The 18,269-nt window shown below is 35.3% G+C and carries 22 protein-coding genes; 18 read left to right on the forward strand and 4 right to left on the reverse strand.

The features are described from left to right. Positions 1 to 23: 23 nt before the first annotated feature. From cobU to cobD, 10 genes are all read left to right on the forward strand, one after another. Positions 24 to 587, forward strand: a complete 564-nt coding sequence (cobU, locus tag CACET_RS04700) for a bifunctional adenosylcobinamide kinase/adenosylcobinamide-phosphate guanylyltransferase (protein ID WP_044823399.1) — start codon at positions 24 to 26, stop codon at positions 585 to 587. Positions 588 to 598: 11 nt separating this feature from the next. Beyond that, positions 599 to 1,144 carry a cob(I)yrinic acid a,c-diamide adenosyltransferase gene (locus CACET_RS04705; RefSeq protein ID WP_044823398.1) on the forward strand — a complete coding sequence of 182 codons (546 nt, stop codon included), beginning with the start codon at positions 599 to 601 and terminating at the stop codon, positions 1,142 to 1,144. Continuing rightward, a complete protein-coding gene (gene cobS, locus CACET_RS04710; protein WP_044823397.1) occupies positions 1,144 to 1,881 on the forward strand; it encodes an adenosylcobinamide-GDP ribazoletransferase in 738 nt (245 codons plus the stop codon). Before CACET_RS04705 ends, cobS begins: the two co-directional genes overlap by 1 nt. Positions 1,882 to 1,906: 25 nt before the next feature. Beyond that, positions 1,907 to 2,515 (forward strand): alpha-ribazole phosphatase, encoded by a 609-nt coding sequence (gene cobC / locus CACET_RS04715; protein WP_044823396.1) that lies wholly within the window; start codon positions 1,907 to 1,909, stop codon positions 2,513 to 2,515. A 25-nt stretch (positions 2,516 to 2,540) separates the two neighbouring features. Next, on the forward strand, positions 2,541 to 3,494 hold the full coding sequence (locus CACET_RS04720) for an ABC transporter substrate-binding protein (RefSeq protein WP_044823395.1): 954 nt from the start codon (positions 2,541 to 2,543) through the stop codon (positions 3,492 to 3,494). A gap of 41 nt (positions 3,495 to 3,535) precedes the next feature. Then, a complete protein-coding gene (locus CACET_RS04725) occupies positions 3,536 to 4,588 on the forward strand; it encodes a FecCD family ABC transporter permease (RefSeq protein ID WP_044823394.1) in 1,053 nt (350 codons plus the stop codon). 13 nt (positions 4,589 to 4,601) lie between these two features. Continuing rightward, on the forward strand, positions 4,602 to 5,402 hold the full coding sequence (locus tag CACET_RS04730; protein ID WP_044823393.1) for an ABC transporter ATP-binding protein: 801 nt from the start codon (positions 4,602 to 4,604) through the stop codon (positions 5,400 to 5,402). Positions 5,403 to 5,570: 168 nt separating this feature from the next. Next, on the forward strand, positions 5,571 to 7,097 hold the full coding sequence (locus CACET_RS04735) for a cobyric acid synthase (protein ID WP_044823392.1): 1,527 nt from the start codon (positions 5,571 to 5,573) through the stop codon (positions 7,095 to 7,097). A gap of 3 nt (positions 7,098 to 7,100) precedes the next feature. Further along, positions 7,101 to 8,069 carry an adenosylcobinamide-phosphate synthase CbiB gene (gene cbiB, locus CACET_RS04740; protein ID WP_044823391.1) on the forward strand — a complete coding sequence of 323 codons (969 nt, stop codon included), beginning with the start codon at positions 7,101 to 7,103 and terminating at the stop codon, positions 8,067 to 8,069. Next, positions 8,053 to 9,135 (forward strand): threonine-phosphate decarboxylase CobD, encoded by a 1,083-nt coding sequence (gene cobD / locus CACET_RS04745; protein WP_044823390.1) that lies wholly within the window; start codon positions 8,053 to 8,055, stop codon positions 9,133 to 9,135. Before cbiB ends, cobD begins: the two co-directional genes overlap by 17 nt. A gap of 24 nt (positions 9,136 to 9,159) precedes the next feature. On the opposite strand, the gene perR is transcribed toward cobD, so the two are convergent. Next, positions 9,160 to 9,573 (reverse strand): transcriptional regulator PerR, encoded by a 414-nt coding sequence (gene perR / locus CACET_RS04750; RefSeq protein WP_044823389.1) that lies wholly within the window; start codon positions 9,571 to 9,573, stop codon positions 9,160 to 9,162. A gap of 75 nt (positions 9,574 to 9,648) precedes the next feature. On the opposite strand from perR, the gene CACET_RS20365 reads away from it, so the two are divergent. From CACET_RS20365 to CACET_RS04765, 4 genes are all read left to right on the forward strand, one after another. Beyond that, positions 9,649 to 9,786 (forward strand): hypothetical protein, encoded by a 138-nt coding sequence (locus tag CACET_RS20365; protein ID WP_158385971.1) that lies wholly within the window; start codon positions 9,649 to 9,651, stop codon positions 9,784 to 9,786. Continuing rightward, positions 9,783 to 10,619 carry a Cof-type HAD-IIB family hydrolase gene (locus CACET_RS04755; RefSeq protein WP_044823388.1) on the forward strand — a complete coding sequence of 279 codons (837 nt, stop codon included), beginning with the start codon at positions 9,783 to 9,785 and terminating at the stop codon, positions 10,617 to 10,619. The genes CACET_RS20365 and CACET_RS04755 overlap by 4 nt, the downstream gene beginning before the upstream one ends. 14 nt (positions 10,620 to 10,633) lie before the next feature. Next, positions 10,634 to 11,788: a DUF362 domain-containing protein gene (locus CACET_RS04760; protein WP_044823387.1), complete on the forward strand. Its 1,155-nt coding sequence runs from the start codon at positions 10,634 to 10,636 to the stop codon at positions 11,786 to 11,788. Between the two features lie 123 nt (positions 11,789 to 11,911). After that, on the forward strand, positions 11,912 to 12,844 hold the full coding sequence (locus CACET_RS04765) for a DUF362 domain-containing protein (protein ID WP_044823386.1): 933 nt from the start codon (positions 11,912 to 11,914) through the stop codon (positions 12,842 to 12,844). A 4-nt stretch (positions 12,845 to 12,848) separates the two neighbouring features. Here the strand turns inward: CACET_RS04765 and CACET_RS04770 are convergent, their stop codons facing one another. Beyond that, positions 12,849 to 13,700, reverse strand: coding sequence for a DegV family protein (locus CACET_RS04770; RefSeq protein WP_044823385.1), 852 nt, complete (start codon positions 13,698 to 13,700; stop codon positions 12,849 to 12,851). Between the two features lie 209 nt (positions 13,701 to 13,909). Here CACET_RS04770 and CACET_RS04775 point away from each other — a divergent pair, with 209 nt between their 5' ends. Together CACET_RS04775 and CACET_RS04780 are read left to right on the forward strand one after the other, a co-directional pair. Then, positions 13,910 to 14,557 (forward strand): NlpC/P60 family protein, encoded by a 648-nt coding sequence (locus CACET_RS04775; protein ID WP_052661224.1) that lies wholly within the window; start codon positions 13,910 to 13,912, stop codon positions 14,555 to 14,557. A gap of 164 nt (positions 14,558 to 14,721) precedes the next feature. Further along, positions 14,722 to 15,201 carry a QueT transporter family protein gene (locus CACET_RS04780; protein ID WP_044823384.1) on the forward strand — a complete coding sequence of 160 codons (480 nt, stop codon included), beginning with the start codon at positions 14,722 to 14,724 and terminating at the stop codon, positions 15,199 to 15,201. 57 nt (positions 15,202 to 15,258) lie between these two features. Here CACET_RS04780 and CACET_RS04785 read toward each other — a convergent pair whose 3' ends face one another. Then, positions 15,259 to 16,134 (reverse strand): DMT family transporter, encoded by an 876-nt coding sequence (locus CACET_RS04785; protein WP_052661223.1) that lies wholly within the window; start codon positions 16,132 to 16,134, stop codon positions 15,259 to 15,261. Positions 16,135 to 16,379: 245 nt separating this feature from the next. Between CACET_RS04785 and CACET_RS20675 the strand changes: the two genes are divergently transcribed. Continuing rightward, positions 16,380 to 16,526 carry a hypothetical protein gene (locus CACET_RS20675; protein ID WP_169747281.1) on the forward strand — a complete coding sequence of 49 codons (147 nt, stop codon included), beginning with the start codon at positions 16,380 to 16,382 and terminating at the stop codon, positions 16,524 to 16,526. Between the two features lie 135 nt (positions 16,527 to 16,661). Beyond that, positions 16,662 to 17,201: a hypoxanthine phosphoribosyltransferase gene (hpt, locus tag CACET_RS04790; RefSeq protein WP_044823383.1), complete on the forward strand. Its 540-nt coding sequence runs from the start codon at positions 16,662 to 16,664 to the stop codon at positions 17,199 to 17,201. Between the two features lie 29 nt (positions 17,202 to 17,230). Here hpt and dapD read toward each other — a convergent pair whose 3' ends face one another. Then, positions 17,231 to 17,968, reverse strand: a complete 738-nt coding sequence (dapD, locus tag CACET_RS04795; RefSeq protein ID WP_044823382.1) for a 2,3,4,5-tetrahydropyridine-2,6-dicarboxylate N-acetyltransferase — start codon at positions 17,966 to 17,968, stop codon at positions 17,231 to 17,233. Positions 17,969 to 18,269: the final 301 nt, after the last annotated feature.

Here is an 18,269-nt window from a genome sequence, read left to right on the forward strand (position 1 = left end):
GATTTTACTAAAAGAGGTGTGACATGGAAAAAAATTTGCTAACTTTAGTAACTGGTGGAGCGAGAAGTGGTAAAAGTAGTTTTGGAGAATCTATTCTCAAGGATATAGATGGACAAGTACTATATATTGCCACTGCCCAAGCCTTTGACGATGAAATGAAGGATCGGATAAAAAAGCATAGAGAAGGCCGTCCAGAGAATTGGGTGACTTTAGAAGGCTATAAGAATTTAGCTGAAGAAGTTCAGCGTTATAAAGGCAAAGTAGATGGAATTTTCTTAGACTGTATTACGATCATGACTACGAATCTTATGTTTGAAGAACCTATTGATTGGGATGTGGTTTCAATGGATGAAGTAAATAAGATAGAAAAAAATATTCTTAAAGAAATACAGGATTTGATCAAAGTTTTAAAAGATTTTCACGTGCCGGTAGTTTTTATCACCAATGAACTAGGACTAGGTATTGTACCAGAAAATAAAATAGCTAGAATTTTTAGAGATATTGCAGGAAGAGTAAATCAGTACATAGGGAGAGAAGTAAGTAACGTATATTTTGTAACTTGTGGCATAGCAAATAAAATAAAGTAGAAGGTGAAAGCATGCTGGAGAAAAAACTTGAAAAGGGATTAATACATATTTATACAGGGAATGGAAAAGGCAAAACCACTGCTGCTATAGGTCAAGGGATTAGGACAGCAGGAGGTGGTTTTAAGGTTTTGATGGTACAATTCTTGAAGGGAGGAGATACTGGAGAAGTTCATAGTATTGGGAAATTAGCTCCTAACTTCGAGTTTATACGGTTTGCCGCTATGAATAAGTTTTACTTTCGCTTGACAGAAGAAGAAAAAGCAGAGGTGAAAAAAAGTGTTTTACAGGGTTTGGAGATGATTAGAAGGTGTTTACAGGATAAAACTTATAATTTAATCATTATGGATGAAATTATGGCGGTACTCTATAATCATGTCATAGAGGTGGAAGTGGTGAAATCCCTCCTTTTAAATAAACCAGAAGATATTGAAATGATTTTAACAGGAAGAAAAGCTCCAAAAGAGTTAATAGATTTGGCGGATTATGTAACTGAAATGACAATGATCAAGCATCCCTTTGAAAAAGGAATCGGTGCCAGGAAGGGAATCGAAAGCTAATGACAAGATTTATACTTACTTTACAGTTTTTAAGTAGAATAACCATTGCTAAAGACTTGCCCTATGATGAAGACTTTAAAAAGGGAGTTATTTATTTTCCACTTGTAGGCTTAGTGCTGGGGGGGATTTTAGCTGTTGCTTATAAAGGACTTGCATATGGTTTACATACCACTATGGCCAGTATATTGGTGATTGCCTTATATGTGGCACTGACAGGAGGGTTGCATTTAGATGGACTAGGGGACACCTTTGATGGATTTTATAGCAGTCGTCCAAGAGAAAGAATCTTAGAAATTATGAAGGATAGTCGACTAGGTACAAATGGCGTTATTGTTATTATATTTGGTCTGCTGATCAAAATATTTGGTTTAGCTGAAGTTCTACCGACAAAAGGTTTAGCAGCACTGATCTTAATGCCTGTCATGGGAAGACTAGCCATTGTTTATGGTTCTTATAATGTAAGTTATGCTCGTAAAGAAGGTTTAGGTAATATATTTATTGATAAGATTACAAAACAAGAGATTATTATAGCTACGGTGATAACAGCGTTTTGTGCAGTATTAGATAAAAACTCCTTATTCTTTATCCCTATTTTATGGTTGTTTTCTTATTTGTTTAAAAAATATAGTGAAAAGATTATTGGTGGTATGACGGGAGATACTTCAGGAGCTCTGTGCGAACTAACAGAGATCCTATATATATTATATCTAATGATACTAACAAATCTAAAATTATAATAAATCAAGGATAGAGGGGAAGTCTATGACGGAGTTATACTTAGTAAGACACGGAGAAACAGAAGAAAATCGCAATAGTAGGTTTTGTGGGTGGACAGATGTTTCCTTAAATGAAGCAGGAAGACAACAGGCACAAAAATTAACAGAAGCCTTTAAAAATATAGCGATAGATGTAATGTACACTAGTGGTTTGAAGCGTGCTGAAGAGACGGCTTTTTATATAAGAAGAGAGCAACAGTATCCTGTATATGCTATGGATGCTTTAAGGGAACTAAATTTTGGAGAAGCAGAGGGTTTAACAATAGAGGAAATAAAAGAAAAGCATCCTAATGTATATGAAGGATTAGAAAAGGATTATATAAAACTGAAGTTTCCACAAGGGGAAAGTCTAGAGGAGATGCATGATAGAGTAGCCGCTGCTGTAGATGAAATGCTTTCTCAACATGTAGATAAAAAGATTGTTTTAGTTGCTCATTCAGGCGTTATTCGCAGTGCTATTGCTCACTTAATTACAGGAGATATAAAACATCATTGGAACTTCAAAGTGAATCATTGTAGCATCAATAAAATTGAAAAACATGGGGATTTTTGCGTATTAACTGTTTTAAATGACCTAGGTCATTTAAATAAATAGAGACAACTTAAGGAGGACAACACAAATGAACAAAAAAGCAAAGTTATTGATTATGGGGTTGCTAATTATTTCTGTGGTATTAGCAGGATGTGCTTCACCTGCTAATACTGAAGAAAATTTAGAAGCAGGTGCTACTATAGAAGTAACCGATGGTTTAGGAAATATTGTAAGCCTCAATGAGGAACCTAAGAGAATTATTTCTGCAGTACCAAGTCATACAGAAATACTATTTGCTTTAGGTTTAGAAGAACACATTATTGCTGTAAGTGAATATTGCGACTATCCAGTAGAGGCTTTAGATAAGGAGAAAATCGGAGGTTATAAAAATTTAAATATTGAGAGAATCATTGAGTTGGAGCCAGATATTCTCTTCATCTATGGTGAAGGGGATGAAGAGGTTGTACAGCAAATCCTAGCTTCTGGTATTACAGTAGCAAGGTACGAACCAGAAACCATCGAGGAAATATTTGAAACCATTATTTCTATGGGTGAAGTAACTGGTAGAGAAGAGACAGCAGAGGCTATTGTAGGTGAGTTAACTGCAAAAAAAGATAACATCCTAGAAAAAATCAAGGATCAAGAAGTGGTGGGGGTATTCTATGAGATTTGGGATGAACCTCTAATGACAGCAGGTTCTGGTTCTTTTATGGATGAACTCATCAACCTAGCTAAAGGCGAGAATATTGCAGCAGATGGAGAAGGTGCATACCCTATCTTTAGTATAGAGGCACTAGTAGAAAGAAATCCACAGGTATATTTACTTCCTGCCAGCCACGTTATGGCTTTTGATGAAATGACGGAAAAAGATATACAAGAAAGAATTGATGAAATAAAAAGCAGACCAGGTTTTGGAGAAATCAGTGCTATCCAACACAACCGAGTAGGGTTATTAGAACCCAATATAGTTTCTAGACCTGGAATCAGAATTATAGAAGCTTTAGAAGCAGTAGCTAGAGCTATCCACCCTAATGTGTTTTAAGGGAAGGAGCATATTCCCCTCATCTAGAGGGGAATGAATTTATGGAGGCTGAGATGAAGACGAAAGAAAAAAATCATAAGATACTCATAGGACTTTTGATTGTGCTATTTATGGTGATGTTGGGGGCTTCCGTAGTAGGGGCTGCTAATATCAGAATTATAGATAGCTTGAAAATTTTCATTTCCCACATACCTCGGGTGGGAAGTAGAATAGATTTGACGGGCATTCCTACTTCTCACATTACTATTATTTCTAGTATACGACTACCTAGAATCTTCTTATCTTTTCTTGTGGGATATGGGTTATCTGTAGTAGGTACAGCTTTTCAGGGGATGTTAAAAAACCCTATGGCAGATCCTTTTATTATTGGGACTTCCTCGGGGGCAGCTTTAGGGGCAGCGATTGCCATTTTATTTAAGCTAAACACCTACTTTTTAGGAATAGGTTTTATTTCTATATTTGCCTTCGCAGGAGCGATAATAGCCACTTTGATTGTATATAATCTTGCTAGCGTTAAAGCAAAGGTTCCTGTTACAACATTATTATTGGCAGGGGTAGCCACAGGACAGTTTCTTACAGCCATCACCTCCTTTATCATGGTGGTTTCTTCTAAAGATATTACTAGCATTGTTTTTTGGACGATGGGGAGCTTTTCTGCTAGAGGATGGAGTCATGTAAAAATAGCTTTTTTACCTATTATCATTGGAAGTATAATACTATATGTTTTTGCAAAGGACTTAAACTTACTCTTGCTGGGAGAAGAAACTGCGGAAAATATGGGTGTAGAGGTGGAAAAGACGAAAAAAATTCTATTGATCACCAGTGCATTTATTACAGCCTTTGCTGTTTCTGTCAGTGGAATTATAGGTTTTGTGGGTCTGATTATTCCTCACATGACACGGATGATGGTTTCTTCAGACAATAGAATTCTTATGCCTGCCAGTGGTTTAGTAGGAGGGATTTTTCTTATTGTTGTAGATACCTTTGCTAGAACGATTATCGCTCCAACAGAGGTTCCAGTCGGAATTATCACTGCTTTGGCAGGAGGTCCCTTTTTTATTTACCTATTAAGAACAACCAAAAAAATCATATAGATAAGGTGATGATATGACAAACTCTATTAAAATACAAGACATTACTTTTCAGTATAATGAAGCTAAAATTTTAAACAAATTAACCCTCACTATTGGTGAAAACAGTTTTACCAGTATTATCGGACCCAATGGCTCTGGAAAATCCACCCTATTAAAAATCATGGCTAGAAACCTGCATCCCCGTAGAGGAAAAATCCTACTAGGAGAAAAGGACTTAAAGGCTTATGCTGCAAAAGCATTGGCGCAAGAGATGGCAGTGGTTCCTCAAAGCACAGAGGTAGCTTACAACTTTACCGTTGAGGATATTGTGTTGATGGGAAGACATCCTCATTTAATGCGTTTTCAGAGGGAAGGACTGAAGGATTTTGAAATTGCTAGGGAAGCAATGGAACTAACCAATACTTGGCACTTACGAGATCGAGCGATCAATGAGGTTAGTGGTGGAGAAAGACAACGGGTGATTATTGCTAGGGCATTGGCCCAGGAGCCCAAGGTGATTTTATTGGACGAGCCTACCTCAGCATTGGATATTCATCATCAAATAGAAGTATTAGACTTGTTGAAGTATCTAAATGAAGATAGAAAGGTGATGATTGTAGCAGTATTGCATGATTTGAACCTAGCTGCTAGGTATAGTAAAGAAATGCTACTTTTACACGAAGGAAGTATTATTACAATGGGGGCCACAGAAAAAGTGATGACAGTAGAGAATTTGAAAAAAGCCTATCATATGGAAATGATGGTGGATAGAAACATCTACACTGGTAATCTACAGGTTACACCTATATCTGTTAAAGGATGGAACAAGAACTAAGAAGTAATGATAGATGTGGGCACTTAAACTTTAATTTTAGAAGCCCACATCTATAGATATCCAAATTTATATTCATAAATAACCAAATGATTAAGTTGCGCAATGATTTAATGTAGCAGTGAAATTAAATATATACGTTTTTAAAACATAACATAAGGGGTGCAGAGGATGAAAACAGGAAAAAGTATTATGTTACAGGGAACAGCATCTTCAGTAGGGAAAAGTTTATTAACAGCGGCATTATGTAGGATTTTTCATCAAGAGGGTTATAAAGTTGTTCCTTTTAAATCGCAAAACATGGCTTTAAATTCCTTTATTACAGAGGAAGGACTAGAAATGGGGAGAGCTCAAGTATTTCAAGCGGAGGCAGCAGGAATTAAACCATCAGCATCTATGAATCCTATACTTTTAAAGCCTACAGGAGATAAGCATGCCCAAGTAATTATCAAGGGAAAAGTATTTAAAAACATGACAGCGGTAGAATATCATGATTTTAAGCCTGAATTAAAAAGTATGGTTGCAGAAGTATACCAGGAACTGGTTACCTCCAATGATATTGTTGTTATAGAAGGAGCAGGAAGTCCTGCAGAGATTAACTTACGAGATAAAGATATTGTAAATATGGGAATGGCAGAAATTGCTGATTGTCCTGTAATTTTAATTGGAGATATTGATAGAGGTGGTGTGTTTGCATCTTTATATGGAACCATTATGCTGTTGACAGAAGAAGAACGAAAGCGTGTAAAGGGTATATTCATTAACAAATTCCGAGGAGATACAAAAATTTTAGAACCGGGATTAAAAATGCTAGAGGATCTCACGGGAGTACCTGTACTAGGGGTAATACCTTATGGTGATTTGAACATAGAGGATGAAGACAGTGTAACTGAACGCTTTAAGAAGGACATCAATAAAGAAGGAAAAGTAACCATAGAAGTTGTGCAACTTCCTCATATTTCTAACTTTACAGATTTTCATGTTTTTGAAATTTTACCAGATGTAAATTTACGCTACGTAACAAGGGGAGAAACCATAGGGAATCCAGATATTGTTATTATTCCTGGTTCTAAGAATACAATTGCTGATTTAAAGTATTTAAGAGAAAGTGGCTTAGAAAAAGAAATTTTAAGAGTACACAAGGAAGGCAGCCATATCATAGGTGTTTGTGGGGGATATCAAATCTTAGGGGAGAAAATAGTAGACCCTCTTGGAGTAGAGAGCAGTCTTAAAGAGATAAAGGGATTGGGACTGCTGGAGGTAGAAACCACCTTTGAAGGAGAAAAGGTAACTACACAAATCGAAGGAGAAATTATCTTTGAAGATAATGAGATCTTAAAGGAATGTAAAGATACTGCCATTAAAGGATATGAAATACACATGGGAAGAACCAAGCTGGAGGAAGGTGTAAAGCCCTTATTACAGATTACACAAAAATTAGGTCAAGAAGTTGCTTACTCAGATGGAGCTGTAAGCAAGGATGGCAGAGTTTTTGGTACATATATTCATGGAATTTTTGATGAAATAAGCTTCACCCAGAAGATGATTAATAATATATTAAACAAAAAAGGTCTTACATCTGAGTTGAAGGAGGAAAAAAGCTTCCAAGACTTTAAAGAAAAGGAATACGATAAACTTGCTAAGTTAGTAAAAGAAAGCATTGATCTAGAAAAAATTTATAAGATCATGGAGGTATAAAGGATGAAGGTCCTACTTAGTGCATACATACTGGATTTAATATTAGGAGACCCTCAGGGGTTTCCTCATCCTGTCCGTTATATTGGCAATTTTATCAGCTATTTAGAAAAAAAATTACTTAATTTAAAGAAAAGCACACAAAGTCAATTTATAATGGGGATAGTTCTGGCGGTTATTGTCATTGTAACCGCCTATGTTCTCACCTCAGCAATCATTAAAATAGCTTATTCTTTACATGCTTACTTAGGAGTTTTTGTATCGGTTTTATTGGGTTATACTGTGCTGGCCACCAAGAGTTTAGATGTTGAAACAAGAAAGGTATATAAAAAACTAGAAGATGGAAGTATAGAGGATGCCCGTACAGCCTTATCCTATATTGTTGGTAGAGATACAGAAGACTTAGATGAAAAGGAAATTACAAGAGCTACGGTTGAAACCATTGGCGAAAATATTTCTGATGGTATTATTGCACCTATGTTTTACTTTTTTATAGGTGGTGTTCCTTTGGCAATGGCTTATAAAGCTGCCAATACCTTAGATTCTATGGTGGGCTATAAAAATGACAAATATTTATACTTTGGTAGATTTTCTGCAAAATTTGATGATGTTGTAAACTATATCCCTGCAAGACTAACAGCTATCTTTGTTATCATTGCTGCTGTCTTGAGGAGAAAAAATTGTAGCCAAGCTGTCAAAACTGTTTTGAGGGATAACGATAAACACAACAGTCCAAATGCTGGTTATCCTGAGGCTGCTGTAGCAGGAGCTTTAGAAATACAACTTGGGGGCACCAATAAATACTTTGGTAGAGAAGTTTATAAACCTACCATAGGAAACTCTTTAGATGTGTTAAATAAAAGCCATATTCTTAAAACGATTGATTTAATGTATTGGACCTCTGCAGTGGCGATGCTATTTTTTACTATACTAAAATTAATGATGGGAGATTGGTCATATGGCCCATGGTGGTAATATATTTGAGATACAAAGAAAGTGCAATATTCACAAAGATGATCTTCTAGATTATAGTGCGAATATTAATCCTTTAGGACTTCCAGATTCTTTAAAAACAATGATTTTACATAGCATAGAGGACCTTCAACACTACCCTGATATTCATTATGAGGAATTAAAAATGGCTATTGCAGAATATTACTGTGTTGATAAAAAGGATATTTTCGTAGGAAATGGTGCTGCACAGATTATTTTTGATACGATTCACGCATTAAACCCCAAAAAAACCATGATTTTGGCACCTACCTTTAGTGAATATGAAAGAGCACTAAAAGTTTGTGGTAGTGAAATTGTGAAGCATGCTTTACATGAAGAAGAGGACTTTCGTGTTAATATCCAAGAACTGTTAGAGGCAATGGATAAGGATATTGATCTAATGATTTTATGTAATCCAAATAACCCTACCAGTAAGCTATTAAAGGCAGAAGAAATAAAAAAGGTATTAGAACAAGCTGTTAAAAAGAATATCTATTTAATGATAGATGAAGCCTTTATGGACTTTGTAAGTGAAGAAGAATCCTATAGCATGATGCAGTCTTATCGAGAATACGAGAATTTAGTGATTGTAAGAGCTTTTACAAAGTTTTATGGGATACCAGGATTGCGATTAGGATTTGGTTTATGTAGTAATGAGAAACTTAAGGAAAAAATTTCAAGTGGAGCGATTCCCTGGAGTATAAATACATTTGCAGCATATTTTGGAAAAGTATTATTAGCAGAAACAAACTATGTTGAAAAAACTCATAGATGGTTGGAGAATGAAAAGAAGCGATTTGTGGAAAAATTAAAAGAAATAGACGGACTGAAAATTTTCTCTCCTTCTGTTAATTTTATTCTTGTAAAAATTTTAAAACCAAATGTTGATGTTTTACAGCTGCAGAAAAAACTGTTAGAAAAAAATATTTTAATTAGAGATTGTAGTAACTTTAGCAACTTGGATAAAAGTTTTTTCAGGATAGCAATAAAAGATGAAACAAATAATGAGAAGTTTGCAGAGGCTTTACAGGAAGCGATGATCAAGTAAAAAACACTTGAACTTTCAAGTGTTTTAAGAAGGTACACAGGCGTCACATACACCATAAAAGCAAAGGTGCTGATTGTCGATTTGGTAACCTGTTAAACTTTCTACCCTTTTGGACAAATGCTTGAAAAATTCATTTTCTAAATCTTCAACTTTTTGGCATTTGTTGCACACGACATGAGGATGACTTGTAGTGTTTGAGTCGTATCTAAAGCTATTTTCCCCTATATTAATTACTTGCACCAACCCTAATCCTGCAAAAAGCTCTAAGGACTTGTAGACAGTAGCTAGGCTGATGGTTGGATATGCAGGGGCAAGCTTTTTGTAAATAGCTTCAGCATTAGGGTGATCCTCACTATCTTTTACAGCTTGATAAATTGCAATACGTTGTGGCGTGATTTTACAGTTATTGTCTTTCAAAAACTTTACTAAAGTCTCCATAACCCATTCCCCCCTAGAAATAAATACAAATTATCACTTAGTATCTTATTTCCATTATAAGATACTGTTAATATTTTGTCAATTGAAAAGCAAGGTTTTATGCAAGTTTTAAAGGCTAATGAGGCTATGGTACTATTGACAAGCAAGTGGGGAAGAGGAAGAATACCTTTGAAATCAGTGAGAAAAAATGTTATAAAAGGAGGGATGGAATGAAATATAAGCTAGCTGTGTTAGATATGGATGGAACTTTATTAAATAGTAAGCACGAAATAAGTGAAGAAAATAAAAGAGCATTAAGAGAAGCTATGAAATGTGGTGTAAAGATAGCTATTGCTACTGGCAGAATCTATACTTCAGCAGGATTTTATGCAAAACTCTTAGGGCTTGCTACTCCCATCATTGCGTGTAATGGTGCCTTTATAAAAGAACCATTAGGAGAAGAAGGTATTTATTCTAATCCTATCAAAACAGAGGATGTATTGAAGGTGATTGAGCTATGCAAAGAACACAATCTATATTTTCAATTTTATGATGAAGAAAATTTTTATGTGGAAACTTTAAGCCATAGTGCTTTAAAGTATCATAATTGGAACAAAAAACAAAAAGAAGAGGATCAGATTAAGATTCTTCAACTAGAAGATGCAGCTTCATATTTAAAGGTAAAGGACATAAAGGTATTGAAAATATCTATTATGGATGATGATCCTAAAAACTTGGAAAATATCAAAAACATTATTAGTAAAATTGATTCTGTAGAAGTAAATAAGTCATGGTATGATAATATAGAGGTAATGAATCGGGGTGTATCCAAAGGAAAAGCCATCGAGGCATTAGGAAAAATTTTAGATATTCATGGAGATGAAATCATAGCCTTTGGAGATAATTATAACGATCTCTCTATGAAGGATTATGTCAAAACCTTTGTGGCTATGGGCAATGGAGAAGTCTATGTAAAACAACAGGCAGATTATATCACCGATAGCAACGATGACAGTGGTGTAGCTAGGGGAATTTACAAGCTGGTTTTAGGAGAGAAGGATCACTAGGAGGCAGGGTTTATTTGGAGAAGAAAATAGTTTCTCTCATTCAGTGTAGAGAATATGATGATAAACTTATTAAAGAATCTATAGAAAAATCATTTGATCATTTAGGCGGTATAGGTAAATTTATTAATAGAGGAGACAAAGTTCTATTAAAGCTAAATTTATTGATGAAAAAAAACCCTGAAGATGCCACTACAACCCATCCAGTATTTACAAAGGCATTAGCACAGGTATTAATAGAATATGGGGCAGAGGTAATTATTGGTGATAGTCCAGGGGGCCCCTTTAATAGTTCACTGCTTAGAGGCGTTTATAAAGCTTGCGGTATTGAAGCAGCAGCGGCAGAGGTAGGAGCAAAACTAAACTTTAATACGAATACGATAGATATACAAAATCAAAATGGATTAATCTTAAAACGAATTACTGCCATTGAAGTCTTACAGGAAGTAGACAAAGTGATATCAGTTTCAAAGCTTAAAACCCATGGGATGATGATGTTTACCGGTGCTGTTAAAAATATGTTTGGGATCGTTGCGGGGCTTGAAAAGGCAGAATATCATGTAAGAATGCCTAATAATGAAGATTTTTCTAATGCTCTTGTGGACATATGTTTAGCTGCTAATCCTATCTTATCCTTTATGGATGGTATTGTTGGGATGGAGGGTGCTGGACCTAGTGCAGGAGATCCAAGGGAGATAGGGGCGGTGCTTGCTTCAACAAGCCCATATCATTTGGATGTTGTAGCAACATCGCTGATAGGACTAACACCTGCAAAGGTTCCAACGATTCAGAGAGCTATAGAAAGAGGATTATGTAAAGGAAACTTTGAAGATATTGATTTAAAAGGTGAAAAAGTTGACAGTTTTCTTCTTACAGATTTTGTTGTGCCTGAAATAAGGAGCTTAGACTTGCTGGAAGGCAAACTACCAAAATTTTTAAGAGATATACTGAACAATATGTTGCAGCCAAAACCAGTTTTCATGCATGATGATTGTGTGGGTTGTAGTGATTGTGCTGAAAGTTGTCCACCAAAAGTGATTGATATGGTAAGTAATAAACCGAGGGTAAGACTAGATGAATGTATAAGGTGCTTTTGTTGCCAAGAGTTGTGTCCTGTTAAGGCGGTAGATATACATAGGCCAGTGCTGATGAAATGGCTGTCGAAATTGTAATACATAAAATAAAAACCTACTAGTTTAGCTGGTGGGTTTTTATTCGTATGTTGAGGGTTTGTTATATGCATAAGATACTATCTAGTGGGAACAAATATAATAAAAAGCTAGTTGGAGGAAAAAATGAGAAATAGAAGAGTGCAGGAACCCATTGTCGGCATAACCCATAATCAGCTGGAACAGTTGTCTATAGTAGAGGCTATAGACCTATTACCCATAGATGAAATCATCAAGCCAGGAGATCGGGTAGTGATTACTCCTAATTGGGTAAAATCAAAACCCCCCTACACAGCTACTGTTGTAGGACCTCAAACTTTACAAAAACTCATTCAATATATAAAAGCTAAAAATCCTGCAAGTGTTGTTGTAGCTACAGGTTCTGGTGGAGATGATACATTAAAGGTATTTCAAGAAGTGGGCTATGATAAGATTATTCAACAGGAAAATGTAGAATTTATCGATTTGAATTATGGCCCTTATACAGAACTAGTATTAGAACATAATATTATTAAAAGTACAAAAATTAATAAGTTACTGCAGGAAACAGATGTACTTATAAGCTTTACACAGTTAAAGCAGCATGAAGAAGCCACTGTAAGTGCTTCCATTAAAAATATTGCACTAGGATGGCCGCCTGCGGAAGTTCACGGGTTTCCTAAAAAAAAGTTAGGTATTCATGAAGATTTGCATGGATTTATAGCAGCGATATCCAAAAAAGTACCTATAGACTTAGCTATTGTAAGTCTAGATAAAACCATGATAGGAACAGGCCCTTCTAATGGCAAAGCAGTAAATACAGAAGGATTAGTGATAGCAGCTACAGATCCAGTAGCTGCAGATGCTATCGGGGCTAGGCTCTTAGGTTTTTTACCTCAAGCTGTGCAGTATATTTACCAACTATACAAAGAAGGTATAGGAGAAGCAGATCCTAAAAAAATGATGATAAAAGGACTGACGTTAGAAGAAGCAGAAAAATTGTTTTCTAAGGCAGCCTATGGTGAAGAAATTGTTTTAGATGATAATAATGTGATAAAAAACATTCACGGCTCACAATGAAGCATTATTTAACATTGTACATAATACCCACGGTTTTTGGTCCACAGTGGCTGGAGACGACACATCCAGCCTCTAGGGCTATTAATTCTTTAACTTCTAATACTTTTAGAAGTTCTTCTTTTAAGTACAATAAATCCTCAGGAGCAAGGGAATGAATGATAATCATTCTATCCGTATCTATCTGATCTGAATCCTTTAAGACTTGCTGCAACAATGTATTTAGGGTTTTTTCTCTTTTACCCCTTGTCTTCTGATCAAGAAGAATTTTTCCCTCTACTACTTTAAGAATGGGTCTGATCTTTAGCATGTTTCCAATAAAACTTTGAATAGATGAGCACCTACCGCCTTTTTGCAAGTATTGTAATGTATCAATGGCAAAGTAAGTTCGCATTTTTGAAATCATTTCTCTTGTTTTAGCTGCAATTTCTTGGTGAGTCAAACCTTCTCTAACATAATCCACCGCTTTTAAGACTAACAATCCTATACCAGCTGATAAATTTAGGGAATCCACAATTTCAATGGATCCTTCAGGAAACTCTGAAGCAGCTATTTTAGCATTTTGTATGGTAGCGGATAATTGAGAGGATAGACCAATATATACAATGCTTTTACCTTCATCAATATAGGGTTTAAAGACATTGTGAAAATCAACTGGTGTAGGAGCAGAGGTTTTAGGCAGCTCTCCCGTTTCATCGACTTTTTTATATAAATCCTCTGTTGAAATTTCTATGCTATCCCTATAAGCATCTTTTTCTCCAAAAATAACATATAAAGGCACCATAGCAATTCCTTTTTCTTGGAGAATTTCTAAAGAGAGATCACTTGTACTATCGGTAATGATTTGTATAGGATACATTTTTGTTCCTCCTAAATATTAAGTAAAATACATTTTATTATTATAACAACAAGTATACAAAAAATAATATATTTATGAAATGTTTTCTTAACATATTTTTCTCTAATCAGATTATAACATAAATAGCTACGGTAGTCTTAAAAAAGTACCTATCTTAAGGAACAATTAAGAGAGCTTGTGCATATTTAAGATATAGAGGAGGGATTAAAATGGATAACTATGGTTTGATAGAACACTGTAAAAAAACTTTGGAGGAAAAATGGGGCTATGTGTGGGGAACTTTTGGTCAGGTACTGACTGAGAATTTGTTGCAGCAAAAAATATTACAATACCCAACGAATGTAGGAAGTTTCCAAGAGTTCATAAGACAAAATTGGATGGGAAAAAGGACTGCTGATTGTACGGGGCTTATAAAATCTTACCTTTGGTGGAATGATGGAAATATTAAGTACGATGCAGCGACAGATATTAGTGCCAATATGATGTACAATCGGGCTACAGAAAAGGGAGACATAAGGACTATGCCAGATATTCCAGGGATTTGTGTCTGGAAAGATGGGCATATAGGTGTGTATATCAGTGAGGGAAAAGTAATAGAAGCAAGAGGTACCAGACAAGGAGTGATACAATCATCTCTTAGTGGCACAGACTCAGCAGGATGGACCCATTGGTTAAAATGTCCATATATAGAGTATATTGAAAAAGTAGAAGAAAATCAAGAATCACCAGAATGGGCTAGATTAGCGAGAACCTGGATAATGGATAATGGCATAAGCGATGGTTCTAGACCAAAAGATCCTGCTACAAGAGAAGAAGTGTGGAGAATGTTACAAAAATATGCAGAAAGGTTAAAATAGTCGTCTCTTATTGACAAAATAGGACAGTATATGATTTAATTGGATTTATGAGTCTTGAGCTTTCAATCCTTAAGATTCTTATAGTATAAAGTAGCAAACTTTGCTGGGGGTCAGTTCGTAACCATCCTGACCATAAACAAAACTACGGATTTGGAGGTAAACAAATGAAAAAAACTAGGTTTTTAACCCAAGCTGCTATGATTGCAGCTATCTATGTGGTGTTGGTGGAAGCTTTTAAACCTTTTGCCTATGGAATGGTGCAAGTTAGGGTAGCTGAGGCATTGACAATACTACCTTTTTTTACACCAGCAGCTATTCCTGGATTAACGATAGGTGTAATTGTATCTAATATTATTGGCCCTTATGGAATACTGGATATTATCCTTGGAGGTTTGGCTACTTTAGTAGCTGCATATCTTTCCTATAAGATTCCTAAAAGAGCTTTAGTGCCTCTACCGCCTGTTTTAGTCAATGCAGTGATCATAGGAGCCATGTTGTATTATATTTTCTTAGGGACACCAGACCAAATGCCTTTATTGGCAATTATGGGATGGGTTGGACTAGGACAATTAATAGCATGTTATGGGTTAGGATATCCTTTGATAAAGATTTTGGACAAATATGGAAAAAGAATATTTTGGTAAAACATTTTGATAATATAAAAACTACCGTTTGCAAAGTGAAGACGGTAGTTTTTCATATTAGGATGAAGCGGTAAATTTATTTTTTTGCAAATGAAGCGTGGTTAAAATGCATCTCATAGTGACAGCGATAAGTACAACTGCACCACCTACAAAGGCCCATTTTCCAGGGGTTTCTCCAATCAATAATAAAACCCAGACAGGATTCATGATTGGTTCAATGACAGTGATAAGTACAGTCTCCATGGCAGTAACCTGTTTAGTAGCGGCAGCATATAACAGATAAGATAGCCCTAGTTGAAAAACGCCTAAAAACAATAGACCAGCAAAATCTGTAACAACAAGGGTGGAGCGTAGCATAAACGGAAGTGCAATGATTGCAGTGAAAATGTTTCCTATCAGTAGAGATTCAAAGGGGGATTCATCCTTCTGTTTTCGTAATAATAGCACCATAGCAGCAAGACTCATTCCACTGACAATAGCTAATAGATTTCCTATAATATTTTGGGGTTGTAGGTCGCCGACAAAAAACAAAGTCATACCACTAAAAACGCAAAAAACTGTAATCCAGTCCAAACGTGTAGTCTTTTCCTTTAGAAACATGAAACCAAACAAAGCTACATAAATAGGGGCAGTGTATTGCAATAATATAGCGTTTGCAGCAGTAGTCCATTTACAGGCAGTTACAAAGGAGAGCATCATCCCTGCATAAGCCAATCCCCCTAGAACTTGAGTCTTGGACCAAGTAAATTTAGGTTTTTCAATCATAAACCATACAAATATAGCAGCAATACTGCTCCTAAAGCCAGCAAGAGCAAAGGGATGCAGATGTATGGATTTGATAAATACACCACCTAGACTCAGTAAAAAAGCACTAATTAGCAAATATACAACAGCGGTTTTTTGACTACATTTGTTTACTAAAAAATTCATCATACATAATCACCCTTATTCCGATGGTATTTTAAAACGCCAATTACCAAGAATCGCTAATTATATTGTATATTTAGAAATGCAACATAGCAATCATTACTTTTCAAATAAGCTCCTCTAAGTATGAGCATAGAGGGTGGGAGCATGTCAGAAATTATGTTATAATTAAGAACAACATAAGAATTAATAAGTTTACTTAAATGGGTTCATCGTTGTTCTTACCAATCTTAAAATGAAGGGGGAATAAAATGCCAAACTATGGGAATTATATTGTGGCTGCAGCTATTCTGTTGATCATTTTAATATCTATACAATATTCACTTAACAAAATTATTGTTTTATTAAAAGAAATGAAAGAAATTTTATTGACTATACAAAACAAGCCTTATAAATAATTATGGTATAACAGGGGAATAAATAAAATATTCATTTATATATTAACCATTGTCCTAATAAATAGTTTGACATAAGGAGTTGTTTACATTAGAATATTGAATGATATTATAGAGTAAAACAATGGAGGGGAACCAATGGACATAGATAAGAAAGCATGGGAAATCCTTTGCTCAGAAGGAGACATAAAAAAAAGATTAAAAGAGTTAGGGCAACAGTTGTCTGTTGATTATAAGGATAAAAAACTGTATGTAATTTCTCTATTGAAGGGAAGTTTTATTTTTGCAGCAGATTTGGTGAGAGAAATAAGTGTTCCAGTTAAAATAAATTTTATAACCACCTCTAGTTATGGTCATGATTTAGAAAGCAGTGGTTCAGTAGAAATTGTATCAGATATAACAGAAGACTTAACTAGCTATGATGTTTTAGTAGTGGATGACATTACAGACTCTGCTTTAACGATGAAACATGTTATGGAGCATTTAAATAAGAAAAACCCTGCCAGTATTAAGAGCTGTGTATTGTTGGACAAACCTGAGAGAAGAAAGGTTGAATTGGTGCCAGATTATGTAGGGTTCACCATTCCAGACAAATTTGTGGTAGGTTACGGACTGAACTATGGAGACTACTACCGTAATATTCCTTATGTATTTATTGTCACGGAAGAAGACCGCTAAAAAAGTGCCTCATTTTTGAGACACTTTTTTTATCCTCGCAAATCTTCTAGCAATTTAATCTTGTCAGTAGTTTTTGCGTCTTTTGCCTTAATAATTCTTGCTGGTGTTCCAGCAACTACCGTATTAGGAGGCACATCCTTTGTTACAACAGAACCAGCGGCAACCACAGCTCCCTTGCCTACTCTTACACCTTCCAACACCACAGCGTTAGCTCCTATAAAAACTTCATCCTCTATAATAACAGGGTCTTTACTAGGAGGTTCTAAAACTCCTGCAATTACTGTTCCCGCCCCCACATGAACGTTCTTACCAATCAAGCCTCTTGCACCGATGACACAGTTCATATCGATCATAGTGTTCTCACCGATTTTAGCACCAATATTTATGACGGCCCCCATCATGATCACTGCATCTTTACCTAGTTCCACCCCTTCTCTTATTAAGGCACCAGGTTCAATTCTTGCTGGAAGATGAAGAATTTCCATCAGGGGAATAGCGGAGTTTCTTCGGTCATTCTCTAAGTAATAGTCCTCAATATTTTTCTTGTTTTTATCTAAGAGTTCAGCTATTTCTTCGTACTCTCCAATTAGAATCCAAAAATTTTCTTGTCCAAAAACCTTCACTTCTTTTGATATAGCGGGTTGAAGTTTCCCTTGAACAAAAACCTTAACTGGCGTAGATTTTTTTGATTCTTTTATAAATTTTGCAATTGCTTGTGCCTCTGTTAAGTCAAAAGAATTTTTTAGCTTTTCAACCTTACTACTCATTTGTAATCATTCCTTTCTTGGATTGCCTACTTTCCTTCAACACCAACATTCGCATACTAACTTACCCTATTGATAAGCTGTAGTATTATTATGTACATAAGTTGCAATAAAATTTTTACAACTTAAGTGTAAGATATTTACTACAACTTATATATATTAGTATTTTCAATAAAAAATAACTGTCTTTAATATACTATGAAAAAATTAAAAAAGTGTGTTATAAAACTTTAAATAGCAAAATATAACATACAACCAATGAAATAAGTTGTTTTAAAGAGAGAAAAACTATAAAATAGAATAG

Source organism: Clostridium aceticum (assembly GCF_001042715.1).
Lineage (GTDB): Bacteria > Bacillota > Clostridia > Peptostreptococcales > Natronincolaceae > Andreesenella > Andreesenella acetica.